Source organism: Streptomyces xanthophaeus (genome assembly GCF_000725805.1).
Taxonomy (GTDB): Bacteria; Actinomycetota; Actinomycetes; order Streptomycetales; family Streptomycetaceae; genus Streptomyces; species Streptomyces xanthophaeus.
Genome location: NZ_JOFT01000012.1, coordinates 370,553 through 385,776, shown reverse-complemented (window position 1 = coordinate 385,776; position 15,224 = coordinate 370,553). Strand labels below are relative to the sequence as shown.

The following is a 15,224-nucleotide window of genomic DNA, read 5'->3' as shown; positions in this document are numbered from 1 at the left end:
CTGGCAGCGATGGCGCTGACCGCGGGCCTGGCCGGAACCCTGGCCGGAACCGCGTCGGCAGCGCAGCAGGCGCAGCCGACGCCGTCCCGCCAGGACACCCCGGCCGCCCGCGCGGTCGCCGCCGCGGACCAGGCCGTCGACAGCGGTCTCGACTCCCTGGTCAACTCCTCGCAGGAACAGTACGAACGGCGTCTGGTGACGCCCTGGGTGAAGGACCTGTACTCCGTCGCGTACGAGCGCAGCTACCGCGGCCTTCCGGTCGTCGGCGGTGACGCCGTCGTCCTCGCGGACGGCGCGGGCAAGGTCCGCTCCGTCCAGTCCGCCTCCTCCGTACGCATCGACGTGGCCACCCGAGCCAGGATCGGTGCGAAGGAGGCCGAGTCGACGGCGCGGGCGAAGCTGGCCGCCGTCGACAAGGTCGAGAGCAGCCGGCTCGTGGTCCGGATCAAGGACGACAAGCCGGTCCTGGCCTGGGAGACCGTCCTCTCCGGCCGCACCGGCAAGGCGCCCAGCAGGCTGCACGTCTTCGTCGACGCCCGCACCGGCGCCTTCGTCGACAGTTACGACGACGTGGTCGCGGGCACCGGCAACAGCAAGTGGAACGGCCCGGGCCCGCTCACCATCGACACCACGGCCTCGGGTTCGAGCTTCACCCTGCGCGACCCGAGCCGGACCGGCCTGAGCTGTGCGGACTACAGCTCGGGCACCGTGTTCACCAAATCCTCCGACTCCTGGGGCACGGGCAATCCCACGTCCAAGGAAACCGGCTGCGTGGACCTCATGTTCGCCGCGCAGAAGCAGTGGGACATGCTGAGCCAGTGGCTGGGCCGCAACGGCGTCAGCGGCAACGGCCGCAGCTTCCCGGCCAAGGTCGGGCTGAACGACCTCAACGCGTACTGGGACGGCAGCTCCGTCACCATCGGCCGCAACAGCGCCAGCGAGTGGATCGCCGGCGTGGACGTCGTGGCGCACGAGTACGGCCACGCCATCGACAGCAACACCCCGGGCGGCACCAGCGGCCAGGAGGCCGGGCTCGGCGAGGGCACCGGGGACATCTTCGGCGCGCTGACCGAGGCCTTCATCAACCAGCCGTCCCCGTACGACACCCCCGACTACACGGTCGGCGAGGTGATCAACCTCCAGGGCCGGGGCCCGATCCGCAACATGTACAACCCGCCGGCCGTCAACAACGACCCGGCCTGCTACAGCTCCGCGATACCCGGCACCGAGGTGCACGCGGCGGCGGGCCCGCTGAACCACTGGTTCTACCTGCTGGCCGAGGGCACGAACCCGGGCGGGGGCAAGCCCAGCAGCAGCACCTGCAACCAGTCCACGCTGACCGGCATCGGCATCCGGGACGCCGGCAAGGTCTTCTACGGCGGCATGCTGCTCAAGACCAGCAGCATGTCGTACAAGAAGTACCGTACGGCGACGCTCAGTTCGGCGAAGTCGCTGGACACCACCTGTGAGCTGTTCACGAAGACCAAGGCCGCCTGGGACGCCATCAGCGTGCCCGCCCAGAGCGCCGACCCGACCTGTACGCCCAGCGGCCAGAACAACGACTTCTCGCTGGCGCTGAACCCCGCGTCGGGCACCGTGCAGCAGGGCGCCTCGGTCACCACCACCGTGGCCACCAGCGTCACCACCGGCACGGCCCAGTCGGTGGCCCTCAGCGCCAGCGGCCTGCCGTCCGGGGTGAGCGCCTCCTTCAACCCGGCCACGGTGCAGTCCGGCCAGTCCTCGGTGCTGACCCTGACCGCCACGGCCAACGCGGCCCCCGGTGCGTCGACCGTCGTCGTCAAGGGGCAGGGCACCGCGCTCTCCCACACCGTCGACTTCGCGCTCAACGTCGGGGGGACCCAGCCCGGCAACGACCCGCCGGACATCAGCGTGGCCAACGTCCAGGCCCACCTGGCCCAGTTCGGCACCATCGCCTCGCAGAACGGCGGCCACCGCCGGGCCGGGAGCGCCGGCTACACCCAGTCGCTGGCGTACGTGAAGGGCAAGCTCCAGGCCGCCGGGTACACGGTCACCGAGCAGAACTGCTCCTCCTGCACCTACCCGTCGAACAACCTGATCGCCGACTGGCCGGGCGGCCCCGCCGACCAGACCGTCATGTTCGGCGCGCACCTGGACGGCGTCTCGGCCGGCCCCGGCATCAACGACAACGGCTCGGGCTCCGCGACGCTGCTGGAGAACGCCCTCGTCCTCGCCCAGAAGAATCCGACGATGACCAAGCACGTCCGGTTCGCCTGGTGGACCGACGAGGAACAGGGCCTCAACGGCTCCAGGTTCTACGTCAACCAGCTGAGCAGCGCGCAGCGCACCGCCATCAAGGGCTACTACAACTTCGACATGGTCGGCTCCACCAACGGCGGCTACTTCATCAACAACGTCAACTCGGCCACCGCCGCCCCCCTCAAGGCGTACTGGACCTCCCTGAACCTCGCCCCCGAGGAGAACACCGAGGGCCAGGGCCGCAGTGACGACTACTCCTTCCAGCAGGTCGGCATCCCCACCTCCGGATACGCGGCCGGCGCCAGTGCCCGCAAGACCTCGGCCCAGGCCACCAAGTGGGGCGGCACCGCCAATGCCGCCTACGACCCCTGCTACCACAGCTCCTGCGACACCACGAACAACATCAACGCCACGGTGCTGGACCGCAGCGCCGACGGCGTCGCGTACGCGGTCTGGAAGCAGGCCGTGGGCGGGGAGGCGCCCGCGCAGGACTTCTCCGTCTCGACCAGCCCCTCCGCGGGTTCCGCGGCTCCCGGCGGATCCACCTCCGCCACGGTGAACACCGCCACCGTGAGCGGCGCCGCCCAGACCCTGGCCCTGTCCGTGTCCGGTGCACCGGCGGGCGTGAGCGCGACCCTCAGCCCGTCCTCCGTGCAGTCCGGCGGTTCCTCGGCCCTCTCGGTGCAGGTCGGCGCGAGCACCGCGCCGGGCACGTACACCCTGACGGTCACCGGCTCCGGGACGGTCAGCCACAGCACCACGTACACGCTGACGGTCACCGGCGGGGGCGGCACCTGCACCCCGCGCCAGCTCGTGGCCAACGGCGGGTTCGAGAGCGGCAGCAGCCCGTGGACCGCGACCTCCGGCGTGATCACCAACCAGGCCGGACAGGCCCCGCACGGCGGCAGCTACAAGGCGTGGCTGAACGGCTGGGGCACGGCCCGTACGGACAGCGCCTCCCAGTCGCTGACCATCCCGGCCGGCTGCTCCAGCTACCAGCTCTCGTTCTTCCTGCACATCGACACGGACGAGACGGAGAACGTGGTCTACGACCGGCTCACCGTCTCGGTGGGCGGCCAGACCCTGGAGACCCTCTCCAACCTGGACGCGAACTCCGGCTACACGCAGAAGTCCTACGACCTCTCGCGGTTCGCCGGCCAGAGCGTCGTCCTGAAGTTCAACGGCGTGGAGGACCAGTCCCTCCAGACCTCCTACGTCGTGGACGACGTCACCCTCCAGGTGAGCTGACGCCCGCCTGACCGTACGGCGCCGGCCCGGTCCCCCCTCCCCGGGGGGCCGGGCCGGCGCTCCTTCGTACGGGGCCGCCGCCCGTCAGCCGACGGAGGCCGCCAGGGCGGCGACGATCTCGTCGGTGCTGCTGACCTTGCCGAGGCGCGGGAAGATCTTGCCGAAGGTGTGGGCGTGCGAGTCGGGGTCCGTGTCCGCGGTGGCGTCCTGCGCGAAGACCAGTTCGTAGCTGTGCTCCCAGGCCGTGCGGGCCGTGGACTCGACGCCCGCGCTGGTGGAGATGCCGGCCAGAACGATGCGGTGGACGCCGCGCCGGCGCAGCTGGAGGTCGAGCTCGGTCCCGGTGAAGGCGCCCCAGTGGCGTTTGGTGACGACGATGTCGCCGTCGGCGGGGAGCTCCGCGGGGAACTCGGAGAAGGCCGGGGGCGGCGCGGCGGCCGGGCCCGGCCGGTCGGCGGCCCGGGCGGGCAGGTCCCCGCCGTCCGGGGACCAGGCCACCCGCACGAGGACCACGGGCAGTTTGCGGGCCCGGAAGGCCTGGGCGAGCCGGACGCCCTGGTGGAGGACCTCGTCGGCGGGCCGGGTGAGGGGCAGGCCGAGGATCCCCTTCTGGAGGTCGATCAGCACGAGGGCGGTCTGCTCGTCGAGGTTCAGGCCGGTCATCGGTCAGGCTCTTCCTTCGGTGGGATCCGATCGGACACGGGGGGCATCCGGCCCGGGCGGCACGGCAGGCTGCGCCCGCCGGGGCCCTACGGCCGTCGGCCCTGACCCCGGCCCTGACCCGGACCGGCCTCGGGGGCGATCAGGGCCGTCAGCCCGGGGTCCAGCTCCGAGCCGTCGACGAGCAGGGCCTCGACGGTGCGGGTGGCCGGGTCGATGTCGGCCTCCATGCCCTCACCGGTGTAGCGGGGGTATCCGGACGCACCCTTGCGGCCGGTCGCCTCGACCACGGCCGACCGCAGGGGGTGGTCCGCCTGGGGTGCACCGGTCCGGTTCTTGACGTGCTCGGCTACCAACAGGATCTCGAAACGCTGCGGCTCGGTGCTCATGGCCCGACGCTAGACACGGTCGCTCGGGCCGTGCAAGAACCTCCGGCCCGTACGGGGAGTGCGGCGGGCAAATGTCACGAGGTCGGCTCTGCGAAGGGCTCGCGCCGAGGGCCGTCGGCCCCCTCGTCCCGGCCGGCCGGACGGTAGCCCCGGGCCCGGACCAGGCTCCGGGTCAGCGCGGCGAAGGCCCGGGCCGCGGCGCTCTCGTAGGCGCTCTCCCGCCGCAGCAGGGCGACGGTGCGCGGCGGGATCGCGGGCTCCAGGGGTACGGGGCGCAGGTGGGGGTGGTCGTCGGTGACGGCGTCGGGCAGCACGGTGGCGAGCGTGGTGCCGCGGACGATCTCGGTGAGGGCCTGGACGGAGTTCGCCTCGACCGCGACGTGCGGCCGGACGCCGTGGGCGGCGAGATAGGCGTCGATGTGCCCGCGGGTGGCGAAGTCCCCGCTGAGCAGGGCGAGTCGGAGGCCCGCCAGGTCCCGTACGGGCACGGGCAGGGGTTCACCTTCGCCCTCGCCGGTGGCGGTGGCGGTGACGAGGCCGAGGGTTTCGGTGAACAGGGGCGTCGCGGCGATGCCCGGCAGGTGCGTGCCGTAGAAGCCGAGGCCGAGGTCGTGCTCGTCGGCGAGGAGTCCGGCCTCGATGCGGTCCTGGGGCGCCTCCCGGACCTCGAGGGTGATGCCGGGGTGCGCCGCGTGGAGTGCGGCGACGACGGGGCCGGTGAGGTACGCCGTGAAGGTGGGGGTCAGGGCCAGGCGCAGGTGCCCGCGGGAGAGGTCGGCCAGGTCCACGACGGCCCGCTCGGCGGCGGCGAGTTCGCGCAGGGCGGCGCGCGCGTGGTGGACGTAGGTCTCACCGGCGCCGGTGAGCCGGACGGCGCGGCCGGTGCGGTCCAACAGCTGCGCCCCGACGGTCCGTTCGAGCTGTTTGATCTGCTGGGACAGGGTGGGCTGGGAGATCCGCAGCTCTTCCGCAGCGCGGGTGAAGCTGCCGTGTCCGGCGACCGCGATCAGGTAGCGCAGGTGACGCAGTTCCAAGGCCATGGAGCAACTATAGATGGCATCGATAGCAGGGATGGATATTACGCCTTGGACACAATAGATGCAGCTCGGGCAGGGTGGAACACGTCAAGCCCCACGGGGCGCACCCCACCAGAGGGAGTGACCATGCACGATCTCTCGGACGGCGTCGCACGCTTCCAGCAGGAGGTCTTCCCCGCGAAGGAACGCCTCTTCGCGGAGCTCGCAGACACCCACCGGCCCGCCACGCTGTTCATCGGCTGCTCGGACGCCCGGGTGGTGCCGGAGCTCATCACGCAGAGCGAGCCGGGTGAGCTCTTCGTCATCCGCACCGCGGGGAACCTCGTCCCCGCGTACGCACCGGTCCCGGACGGGGTGACGGCGAGCATCGAGTACGCCGTCGCCGTCCTCGGGGTCAGCTGCGTCGTCGTGTGCGGGCATTCGGCCTGCGGCGCGATGACCGCCCTGGCCGAGGGCCGGGACCTGGGGGCGGTCTCCTCGGTCGCCGGCTGGCTGCGCCACGCCGATGCCTCGGTGGCCCGCACGGCGGGCGCCGGTCCCGGCCGGGTCGCGGCGCTGGTCCGGGAGAACGTCCGCGCCCAGCTGGCCAACCTCGCCACCCACCCGTCGGTCGCCCGTGCCCTGGCCGCAGGGGACCTCACCCTGCGCGGCTGGGTCTACGACATCCCCACCGGCCGGGTCACGGACGTCGCGGCCCCCGCCGTGCGTCATCCCGTCCTCGCCGGCTGATCACCCCTCCCCCGGCCCCGTTCCCCACTCCCACACCGGCCGCCCCTCGTACGGCGGCTCCCGAAAGGACTCCCATGCTGCACGCCCAGCTCGACCCCGCCGCCCGCCAGGCCCTCGCCGTCACCGTCGTCGACGCCAAGACCCGCCGCGACCTCTCCTGGCAGCAGCTCGCCGACACCACCGGCCTGTCGGTCGCCTTCGTCACCGCCGCCCTGCTGGGGCAGCACGCCCTCCCGCAGGCCGCCGCCGAGGCCGTCGCCGCACTGCTGGGTCTGGACGAGGACGCGGTCCGGCTCCTGCAGACGGTCCCCACCCGCGGCACCGTGACGGGCGCGGCCCCCACGGACCCGACGGTCTACCGCTTCCACGAGATGCTCCAGGTCTACGGGACCACCCTGAAGGCCCTGGTGCACGAGCAGTTCGGCGACGGCATCATCAGCGCGATCAACTTCAAGCTGGACGTCAGGAAGGTCGCCGACCCCGAGGGCGGGGAGCGCGCGGTCATCACCCTCGACGGCAAGTACCTCCCGACGAAGCCCTTCTGACACAGCCGTTCCGACGAAGCCGTACTGACGAAGCCTGCCGAAACGCCGCAGAGCCTCCCGCCCCGACTGAGGGTGGAAGGCTCTGCGGCGTGAGGACCGGTGCCCGACCGGACGGCCTGGCGGCCGTCGCGTGCCTGCGGAATGGGGCGGATCCACGGATCCGGGTGGAACAAGCCGGGGCCCCGTGGGCACTCGCGCAGGCGTCCGAGGCCCCGGCTCGCAGAGGGGACTGCGTCAGCTGCCGGCCGAGAGGTTGCCCGACAGGACCGGGATGTTCTCCAGGATGTGCGACAGCGGCTCGTCGCCCTTGGCCTGGGTGGAGTTCTCGGTGCACTGCTGGTTCTGCGGGTTCGACAGGACGTTGATGTCCTGGACACCGACGTTGACCGCGGCGAGCACGGACTGCAGGTTGAGCTTCGCCGGCAGACCGATGCAGGGCTTGTTCAGGGTGCCCTGGACCAGGCCGAGCTGCGGGCTCAGGTCACCGTGCGTCTTCTGGTTGCCGTAGATCTGCTGGGAACCGTTGCCGTTGACGGTGTTGATCCCGTTGTCGTTGCCGATCGCCATGGCCGGGGTGGCCACAGCCGCGCCCGCGGCGACGATGGAGGCGGCGACAGCAGCGGTGGCCATAATCTTCTTGATCACAATGGGTCCTTCGGTTGCACGAGTGCACGATGGTGAGCGCCTTGATCAACGCCCGGATCCACCGCGGGTTGCGCTGCTTCACCCGATCAGCCCCCTGCCGCGGCGCGGTGCGCCTCAGCTGCCGGCGGCGTGCGCCCAGAACTCCCGCATGTATTCAGGCGCGTTGGGGCCGCTCAGTTCCCGCTGGGTGAGCAGGACGGTGACCGTGCCGGTGGCGGGGACCACGTGGGCGGCGGTGCCGGTGCCGCCGATCCAGCCGTACCGGCCGGGTACGTTCCAGGGGTCGAGGCGGGCCACGTCGACCGAGCCGCCGAAACCCCAGCCCTGGCCGTCGAGGAAGAGCTCGCCCGCCTCCCGCTGTGCTGGGCTGAGGTGGTCGGTGCTCATCTGCCGTACGGACTCCGGCGAGAGCAGCCGCCCGCCTGGGTACGCGCCCTCCGCGAGCAGCATGCGGCCGAAGGCGTGGAGGTCGTCGGCGGTGGAGACCAGCCCGCCCGCCCCGGAGGGGAACGCCGGCGGGGTGCTCCACTGTCCGTCGGGCGCGTCGACCAGTTCCAGGTCCCCGCCGTCGGGAACCGCCCGGTAGGCGCTGGTGAAGCGGTGGAGCTGGTCCTGCGGTACGTCGAAAGCCGTGTCCCGCATGCCGAGCGGCCCGAAGATCCGCTCGGCCAGGAGCTCCGGCAGGGGCCGTCCGCAGGCGCGGGCGAGGAGCACGCCGAGGATGTCGGAGCAGGTGTTGTAGAGCCATTGCTCGCCCGGCTGGTGGAGGAGCGGGATGCGCGCCAGCGTGGCCGTCCAGGTGTCCGGACCGGCGGCCTTCCCGGGCTGCGGCGGTCCCTGCCTCAGTTCGCTGAACAGGAGTTGCACCGCGGGCAGGGAGAAGTCGGCGGGGAATCCGTAGCCCGCACGGAAGGTCAGCAGGTCGGCGACGGTGATCGGGCGGTCGGCGGGGACCACGTCGTCGACGGGTGCGGACGGCGTACGGACGACCGCCGGTGCGGCGAGTTCCGGCAGCCAGCGCGCCACCGGCGCATCGAGGGCGAGCAGCCCGTCCTCGATCAGGACCATCGTGGCCGCTGCGGTCACCGGTTTGGTGAGGGAGGCGATCCGGAAGAGGGAGTCGCGGGCCATCGGCGCGGTGCCTTCGACGTCGAGTGAGCCGACGGCCACGGCCTCGACCTCCTCGCCGCGGGCGACCAGGGCCACCGCACCGGGCAGCGTTCCGTCGGTGACCCGGGCCTCGAGGAGGCCGTGCAGCTCGCTCATGGTCCACCTTCTCGTGCGTGCGGACGCGCCGGGAGGGAGGCCGGCGCGGTTGCTCGTAGGAGAAGACTCGCGCTGGCGCGCCGATTCATCGGTCCGACACGGCCGGGACGCGGACCCGCTACGCCGCCGGTACGACCGAGGCCCTTATCGCCGCCGCCCACTCCTGCAGCAGTGCGGCGTGCCGGACGCGCTCCGCGTCGGACAGGCGGCCCTGGGCGCGGGCGAACAGCCCGCGGATGTCGGAGTTGATCTCGGCGAGGGGGCGTCCGGGGACGGAGTGGTCAGGGGTGGGGCTCACATGATCAAGGATAGGGGGCCGGTCCGACAGCGGTGGACGCCGTCCGTCATGCGGACGCCTCCGGGACGGTGCTGCCGGACCCCGGTTCACCGCCGATGCGGGCTGCCCGGGCCTGGAGGTAGCGGCGCTCGGGCAGGCTGAGGGTGAGTCCGGCGGCCTTCGCGTAAGCGGCGCGGGCCGCGGGCATGTCTCCGGCCCGCTCCAGCAGGTGGGCCCGTACGGCCTCCAGCCGGTGGTGACCGGCGATGCGCTCGTCCTCGTCCAGGGCGGCCAGCAGTTCCAGGGCGGGGCGCGGCCCGTGCACCATGGCCACCGCGACCGCGTGGCCCAGCCGCTCCACGGGGCCGGGGACGAGGCGCACGAGGAGCTCGTACAGGGCGAGGATCTCCGCCCAGTCGGTGTCCTCGTCGCTCGCGGCCTCGTCGTGGACGGCGGCGATGGCGGCGCGCAGCTGGTAGGGGCCGAGCCGGGTGTGCATGAGCGCGTCGCTGACCAGGGCGACGCCTTCGGTGACGGCCGCCCGGTCCCAGCGGGTGCGGTCCTGTTCGGCGAGGGGGATCAGGCTGCCGCCCGGTCCGGTGCGCGCGGCGCGGCGGGCGTCGGTGAGCAGCATGAGGGCCAGCAGCCCGGCCACCTCGCCGTCGGCCGGCAGCAGTGCGTGGACGGCACGGGCCAGCCGGATCGCCTCGGCGGCGAGGTCGGGGCGTTGCAGGTCCGTGCCGGAGGTCGCGGTGTAGCCCTCGTTGAAGATCAGGTAGAGGACCTGGAGGACGTCCGCGAGCCGCTCGGTGAGATCGGGTCCCTGCGGCGTGCCGAAGGGGGTACCCGAGGCCTTGATGCGGCGTTTGGCCCGGCTGATCCGCTGGGCCATGGTGGCCTCGGGCACCAGGTGGGCGCGGGCGATCTCGGCGGTGGTCAGGCCGCCCACGGCGCGCAGGGTCAGGGCGATCCGGGCCGCCGGGGCCAGCTCGGCGTGGCAGCACAGGAAGAGCAGCGCGAGGGTGTCGTCCTCGGAGGGGGCCCGGCTCTCGCCCGGGGGCGGTGCGAGGAGCTCGTCGCGCGGGGTCAGCGCGGCGGCGGTCTCCTCGCGCCGCCTGCGCGCGTCCTCGCTGCGCAGCTGGTCCACGAGGCGGCGGGAGGCCACCCGGATCAACCAGCCGCGCGGATTGGCGGGGCGGCCCTCCTCGGGCCATTGGCGGGCGGCGGCGAGCAGCGCCTCCTGCACGGCGTCCTCGGCGGTGTCGAAGTGGCCGTAGCGGCGCACCAGCGCCCCGAGGACCTGCGGCGCCAGCAGGCGCAGCAGGTCCTCGGTCGCGGGGGTGGCGGGCCCGGTGGTCACATCTCGTTCCCGGAGGCGCTGCCCACGGGCTGGACGACGACCGGGTAGATCGGCGCACCCTCGGGCTGGGGGCAGGCGTAGGCGCGGGCGGCGATCTCGGCGGCCCGGGCGAAGTCGGGGACGTCGACGATCCAGTACCCGGCGAGCACCTCCTTGGCCTCTCCGTAGGGGCCGTCGGACACCACCGGGGCTCCGTCGGGACCGGCGGTCACCAGGCGGGCCTGGCGGGGTTCGGCCAGTCCCTGTACGTCGATGAGCTCGCCCGCCTCGGCCAGGTCGTCGTTGAGGGCGCCCATGTGGGCGAACATGGCCTGCATATCCGCTTCCGACCAGGCCGGACCGTTGCCGCCGGGCTTGCCGGTCATGCCGTCGTAGTCGCCCTGCTTGCCGAGGACCATCAGCATGTACTTCATGCGGACCCACTCCTTCTGCTCTCGTGCCCTGCGCCGGGACGGTTCGGGGCCTTTCAACCGTGACGTCGGAGCCGGACTTCCCATTTCGACACGTGACCGGGCCCGGCGCGAGACGGCTCTCCCTACGCGGCGGAGAGCTTGCCCCGCTTGAGCCTGAGGACCTCGTCCGAGGCGGAGGCCACCTGCGCGGAGTGGGTGACCACGACGACGCACTTGCCCTCGTCGTGCGCGAGCCCCCGGAACACCTCGATGATGTCGGCCGCGGTCTCGTGGTCGAGGGCTCCGGTGGGTTCGTCGGCGAAGAGGACGTCGACCTCGCAGGCCAGCGCCCGGGCGATGGCGACGCGCTGCTGCTGGCCGCCCGAGAGCTGGAGGGTGCGGCGGTGCTGGTCCGCCCGGTCGATGCCGAGGAGGTCGAGGAGTTCCACGGCGCGCTGTTTGTGGCGGCGCCCCCGGACCTTGGTGATCTCCATGGCGGAGGTGATGTTCTGGACGGCCGTCAGGTACGTGAGCAGGTTCAGGGACTGGAACACGGTGGCGGCGTGCCGGTTTCGGTAGGTGCCCAGGCCCATGTCCCGCACGTCGCGGCCGTCGAAGCGGACGGTTCCCTCGGTGGGTGAGTCCAGGCCGCTGGCCAGCGACAGCAGTGTGGTCTTGCCGCTGCCCGAGGGGCCGATCACGGCGTACATGCGGCCCGCTTCGAAGCCGTAGTCGATGCCCTTGAGGACCGTGCGCTGCCGGGATCCGGAGCGGTAGGTGTGGCTCACGCCGGCCAGTTCGAGGATCGCCGCCATGGTCAGTTTCCCTTCGAGAGGATGTCGCGGGGGGTCAGGCGCAGTACGCGGATGCCGGGAAGGAGGGTGGCGAGCGCGGCGATGCCGAGGCCGGTCGCGCCGATCCTGGCGATGTCGGCCGGGCCGGTATGGATGTCCATGCGGTCGATGGGCCCGGGCGTGTCGGCATCGGTTCCGGAGCCGGAGTCCAGGCCGGTGCCGGAGCCGCCCATGACGTCGCCGGGGTCCCGTTGCCGGCCCTCGGAGGCCGCCTGTTCCTTTGCCGAGGAGACCTCGCCCGCGAGCAACTGGTCCCCGACGGCCTGGGACAGGAACTGGCTGCCCGCCGCCGCGAGTCCGATGGCGGCGACCGCGCAGGCGGTGACCTCCACGAGGTGCTGGCCGAGGAGTCGCGGCTTGCGCTCGCCGAGCGACATCAGGATGCCGAGCTCGTTGCGGCGCTCCCGCAGGTTCGAGGCCACGACCAGGGCGAGGATCGCGGTGCCGGCGACGGCCACGAGCCACACGGTGGCGGTCGCGAAGGAGGCGGTCCTGGTGATGGGGCCCACCAGCGTCCGGTACGCCTTGTCGTTGACGGTCAGCGGGAAGATCTCCGGGTCGGCGCCGGCCGCCTCGGCGTCGGCCTTGAGCTGCGCGAGGTCGTCGGGGCCGCGCAGTGTGAAGGTGGCGGAGCGGACCACGGCGCCACCCGCCGCGGGGTCCTTGCCGAGCAGCAGGCTGCCGCCCTCGGGGGTCACGTAGAGCTGGTTGGCGGGGTTCATCATCGCGGGGAGGTACTGGCCGGAGTCGGGGGTGGCGCTCCGGTAGATCCCGCCGACGAGGAACTCGTACTGGCGCTCGTCCTTCTCCTGGCCCACCGCGGGCATGGTGCCCACCTGGAGCTTGATCCGGTCGCCCACCTTGAAGCCGTTCGCCTTGGCCAGGCGTTCCTCGATGACGACCATGTCGCGCGGGCTGTCCGGCTCGATGCCCTGGCCGTCGACCAGCTTGTCGTCACCGGACCGGAAGGAGGAGACGGCGTCGAGGTCCCGGACGCCTTCGGCCTTGAAGAAGTCGAGGCCGTCGTCCTTCTGCCCCGCGGGCAGCGGGACCGGTTCGTAGAGCTTGGTCCCGTCGGTCGGAGCGGCGCCGGACTCGGTGGAGTAGTTGCACTGGGCCACCACGGACGAGGCGCATATCTTGTCGACCAGTTCCCGGCGCAGGTCACCCTCGGGCCCGATGACGCCGGCGGCCGCCCCATTGTTTTTCTTCGCCTTGCCCGAATTGATCAGGCCGTTCACGTCGAGTTGCATGGTGGCGACGACGCCCACGCTCTCCTTGGCGCTCTCGGCGGCCCGGGCCGCGGCCGCCTGGATCAGGAATCCGGAGAGCACGAGGGTGCAGATCACGAAGAGGAGACCGGTCAGCATGACCGTCTTGCCCAGATGCGAGGCAAGCCTCCACCCCGCGCGTTTCAGGAAATTCATTAATTTCTCATCCTTCCGGCAACCACCCGAATTTGTTTCACGAGAACGAGAACAACGCTAGATTCCCGGGGTTTTGACGCGCGTTTAGTCCGCGGCGGTAAGGGAGCCGGATTCAAACACCGGTCATATGCGTGCTCTGATATCCAGAAGGTCCGGCCCGGCCCGGCCCGGGAACCGCCGGGAGCGGCCGGGTACGGGACGGGCAGCGGGAACAGGGACGAGGAAGGGGACGGGACGGCGTCGTGCGCGTACTGGTGGTGGAGGACGAGGCGTACATGGCGCGGGTCCTGGAGATCGGGCTGCGCCGCGAGGCCATGGCCGTCGACGTCGTGCACGACGGGCAGAGCGCCCTCGACCGGCTGGCCGTCCACGACTACGACGCGGTGGTCCTGGACCGGGACCTCCCGGAGGTCCACGGCGACGAGGTGTGCCGACGCCTGCAGACCCTCGACCCGGGCTGCCGGATCCTGATGCTCACCGCGGCGGGCCGCCTCGGCGACAAGGTGGAAGGGTTGTCCCTGGGGGCCGACGACTACCTCGCCAAGCCCTTCGACTTCCCCGAACTGGTGGCCCGGCTGCGGGCCCTGTACCGGCGCAGCCCGGTCGCGTTCGCGCCCGTACTGGCCTTCGCCGACCTCAGCTTCGACACCCACCGCCGACGCGTGGCGCGGGCGGGCGCCGACATCCGGCTCACCCCGAAGGAACTGGCCGTCCTGGAACTGCTGATGCGGGCGGAAGGCGGGGTGGTGAGCGCCGAGCACCTGCTGGAGAAGGCCTGGGACGCGCACACCGACCCGTTCACCAACGCGGTGCGGCTGGTGGTGCACACGCTGCGCAGGAAGCTGGGCGAGCCCCAGCTGGTCCGGACGGCGGTCGGGGCCGGCTACTACCTCGGCGACGCGTGAGCCGCCGTCCCCGACCCCGACCCCGGCCCCGGCCCCGGTCCCGGCCGCACGGCCCGCGCGCACGGCGCCTGGGGATCCGCGGCCGGCTGTTCGCCGGGTTCGCGGGGGCGCTCGCCGTGTGCGCGGCCCTGATGGTGACGATCATCTACGTCGGCATCCGCTACGTGCCCACGTACGACATCCCCGTACGGCTGGCCTCCTCGGGCCCGGTGGTCCCCGCGCCCCCGACCACGGGCGGACCGCTCCAGGAGGTGGAGACACCGGCCAAGGGCAGCCCGTACGAAGGGGCCTCGACGACCAAGTCGGTCCGTACGAAGCAGGACGTCTGGGCTGCGGTGCTCGGCGTATCGACGGCCGGGGTACTGGTCATCATGGCGGTGGGGCTGGGCGCGGGCTGGATCATGTCGCGGCGCCTCCTCGCACCCCTGCAGGAGGTGAGCCGCGCCGCTGCCAGGGCGCGCGACGGGGACCTCGGCTACCGGATCGACGCAGACGGGCCGGACGACGAGCTCCGGCAGCTGGCCGACACCTTCGACGGCATGCTGGAACGGCTGGAGGAGTCCTTCGCCGCGCACCGGCGCTTCGCCGCGAACGCCTCGCACGAACTCCTCACCCCCTTGGCCACCACCCGGGCGATCCTGCAGATCGCGGGCGAGGACAGCAGCGGCGAGGAACTGGCCGAACTCGCACCGATGCTGCGCGAGACCAACGAACGCAACATCGGTGTGGTCAAGGCGCTGCTGGACCTCGCCGGGGCCGAGCACACCCTCTTCGACCCGGATCCGGTGGACCTGGCCGCGGTGGTGCGCCGGCTCGCGCGGGAGCACGGGGCCTCGGCCGCAGAACGGGACGTCACGCTGCGGGTGGACGCGCCGGAGGGCGCCGAACTGGCCGGGAACGCGGCGCTGCTGCGCCAGTTGGTGTCGAACCTGCTCGACAACGCGATCGGCCACAACCTTCCCGGGGGCGAGGTGCGGATCGCCGTCCGGCGGGCCGACGGGGTGCTCGTCGAGGTCGAGAACACCGGCCCGTGCGTGGATGCCGCATCCGTCGAGCGGCTCTTCGAGCCCTTCTACCGGGCCCGGCCGCGGGTGGGTGCGGGGCACGGCCTGGGGCTGGCGATCGTGCGCTCGATCGCGGTGGCGCACCGGGGCTCGGTCACCGCGCAGGCCCGGCCGGAGGGCGGTCTGCGGGTGCGGGCCGCCTTCCCGGAACGCTGAGCCCCGGTCCCGCGCGGGGTGTGCGCGGGACC

General features: G+C 72.3%; 15 protein-coding genes. 5 read left to right on the top strand and 10 right to left on the bottom strand.

The features are described 5' to 3' along the window. A complete protein-coding gene (locus IO30_RS0107620; RefSeq protein ID WP_031140572.1) occupies positions 1–3,486 on the top strand; it encodes a M28 family peptidase in 3,486 nt (1,161 codons plus the stop codon). An 84-nt stretch (positions 3,487–3,570) separates the two neighbouring features. Here IO30_RS0107620 and IO30_RS0107615 read toward each other — a convergent pair whose 3' ends face one another. The 3 genes from IO30_RS0107615 to cynR form a co-directional block, all read right to left on the bottom strand. Continuing rightward, positions 3,571–4,149 carry a hydrolase gene (locus IO30_RS0107615; RefSeq protein ID WP_031140570.1) on the bottom strand — a complete coding sequence of 193 codons (579 nt, stop codon included), beginning with the start codon at positions 4,147–4,149 and terminating at the stop codon, positions 3,571–3,573. 86 nt (positions 4,150–4,235) lie between these two features. Next, on the bottom strand, positions 4,236–4,535 hold the full coding sequence (locus IO30_RS0107610; RefSeq protein ID WP_031140568.1) for a hypothetical protein: 300 nt from the start codon (positions 4,533–4,535) through the stop codon (positions 4,236–4,238). A gap of 74 nt (positions 4,536–4,609) precedes the next feature. Next, positions 4,610–5,575 carry a transcriptional regulator CynR gene (gene cynR, locus IO30_RS0107605; RefSeq protein ID WP_051901996.1) on the bottom strand — a complete coding sequence of 322 codons (966 nt, stop codon included), beginning with the start codon at positions 5,573–5,575 and terminating at the stop codon, positions 4,610–4,612. 123 nt (positions 5,576–5,698) lie between these two features. Here cynR and IO30_RS0107600 point away from each other — a divergent pair, with 123 nt between their 5' ends. Continuing rightward, the gene (locus tag IO30_RS0107600) at positions 5,699–6,301 is read left to right on the top strand and encodes a carbonic anhydrase (RefSeq protein WP_031140563.1); all 603 of its coding nucleotides are present in this window, start codon (positions 5,699–5,701) and stop codon (positions 6,299–6,301) included. 74 nt (positions 6,302–6,375) lie between these two features. Beyond that, on the top strand, positions 6,376–6,846 hold the full coding sequence (gene cynS / locus IO30_RS0107595) for a cyanase (protein WP_031140561.1): 471 nt from the start codon (positions 6,376–6,378) through the stop codon (positions 6,844–6,846). 234 nt (positions 6,847–7,080) lie between these two features. Here cynS and IO30_RS0107590 read toward each other — a convergent pair whose 3' ends face one another. The 7 genes from IO30_RS0107590 to IO30_RS0107560 all read right to left on the bottom strand — a co-directional run bounded on the left by IO30_RS0107590 (position 7,081) and on the right by IO30_RS0107560 (position 13,067). Next, positions 7,081–7,491, bottom strand: coding sequence for a rodlin (locus IO30_RS0107590; RefSeq protein WP_031140559.1), 411 nt, complete (start codon positions 7,489–7,491; stop codon positions 7,081–7,083). Positions 7,492–7,605: 114 nt separating this feature from the next. Next, the gene (locus tag IO30_RS0107585; protein ID WP_031140557.1) at positions 7,606–8,757 is read right to left on the bottom strand and encodes a serine hydrolase domain-containing protein; all 1,152 of its coding nucleotides are present in this window, start codon (positions 8,755–8,757) and stop codon (positions 7,606–7,608) included. A 118-nt stretch (positions 8,758–8,875) separates the two neighbouring features. Then, positions 8,876–9,055 (bottom strand): hypothetical protein, encoded by a 180-nt coding sequence (locus IO30_RS0107580; protein WP_031140555.1) that lies wholly within the window; start codon positions 9,053–9,055, stop codon positions 8,876–8,878. Between the two features lie 46 nt (positions 9,056–9,101). Further along, the gene (locus IO30_RS0107575) at positions 9,102–10,394 is read right to left on the bottom strand and encodes an RNA polymerase sigma factor (RefSeq protein WP_051858980.1); all 1,293 of its coding nucleotides are present in this window, start codon (positions 10,392–10,394) and stop codon (positions 9,102–9,104) included. Continuing rightward, complete coding sequence (locus IO30_RS0107570; RefSeq protein ID WP_031140552.1) at positions 10,391–10,807, bottom strand: YciI family protein; 417 nt, start codon at positions 10,805–10,807, stop codon at positions 10,391–10,393. Before IO30_RS0107570 ends, IO30_RS0107575 begins: the two co-directional genes overlap by 4 nt. 122 nt (positions 10,808–10,929) lie before the next feature. Continuing rightward, positions 10,930–11,601: an ABC transporter ATP-binding protein gene (locus IO30_RS0107565; protein WP_031140551.1), complete on the bottom strand. Its 672-nt coding sequence runs from the start codon at positions 11,599–11,601 to the stop codon at positions 10,930–10,932. A gap of 2 nt (positions 11,602–11,603) precedes the next feature. After that, complete coding sequence (locus tag IO30_RS0107560) at positions 11,604–13,067, bottom strand: ABC transporter permease (RefSeq protein WP_031140549.1); 1,464 nt, start codon at positions 13,065–13,067, stop codon at positions 11,604–11,606. Between the two features lie 242 nt (positions 13,068–13,309). Here IO30_RS0107560 and IO30_RS0107555 point away from each other — a divergent pair, with 242 nt between their 5' ends. Together IO30_RS0107555 and IO30_RS0107550 are read left to right on the top strand one after the other, a co-directional pair. Continuing rightward, on the top strand, positions 13,310–13,972 hold the full coding sequence (locus IO30_RS0107555) for a response regulator transcription factor (RefSeq protein WP_031140548.1): 663 nt from the start codon (positions 13,310–13,312) through the stop codon (positions 13,970–13,972). Then, the gene (locus IO30_RS0107550; protein WP_031140546.1) at positions 13,969–15,192 is read left to right on the top strand and encodes a sensor histidine kinase; all 1,224 of its coding nucleotides are present in this window, start codon (positions 13,969–13,971) and stop codon (positions 15,190–15,192) included. Before IO30_RS0107555 ends, IO30_RS0107550 begins: the two co-directional genes overlap by 4 nt. The last annotated feature ends 32 nt before the right edge of the window (positions 15,193–15,224 follow it).

Bases quoted from the DNA above. Each gene is read 5' to 3' on its own strand.
- IO30_RS0107560 (WP_031140549.1), bottom strand. From the start codon at position 13,067: ATGAATTTCCTGAAACGCGCGGGGTGGAGGCTTGCCTCGCATCTGGGC.
- IO30_RS0107600 (WP_031140563.1), top strand. From the start codon at position 5,699: ATGCACGATCTCTCGGACGGCGTCGCACGCTTCCAGCAGGAGGTCTTC.
- IO30_RS0107615 (WP_031140570.1), bottom strand. From the start codon at position 4,149: ATGACCGGCCTGAACCTCGACGAGCAGACCGCCCTCGTGCTGATCGAC.
- IO30_RS0107570 (WP_031140552.1), bottom strand. From the start codon at position 10,807: ATGAAGTACATGCTGATGGTCCTCGGCAAGCAGGGCGACTACGACGGC.
- IO30_RS0107610 (WP_031140568.1), bottom strand. From the start codon at position 4,535: ATGAGCACCGAGCCGCAGCGTTTCGAGATCCTGTTGGTAGCCGAGCAC.
- IO30_RS0107565 (WP_031140551.1), bottom strand. From the start codon at position 11,601: ATGGCGGCGATCCTCGAACTGGCCGGCGTGAGCCACACCTACCGCTCC.
- IO30_RS0107585 (WP_031140557.1), bottom strand. From the start codon at position 8,757: ATGAGCGAGCTGCACGGCCTCCTCGAGGCCCGGGTCACCGACGGAACG.
- cynR (WP_051901996.1), bottom strand. From the start codon at position 5,575: ATGGCCTTGGAACTGCGTCACCTGCGCTACCTGATCGCGGTCGCCGGA.
- cynS (WP_031140561.1), top strand. From the start codon at position 6,376: ATGCTGCACGCCCAGCTCGACCCCGCCGCCCGCCAGGCCCTCGCCGTC.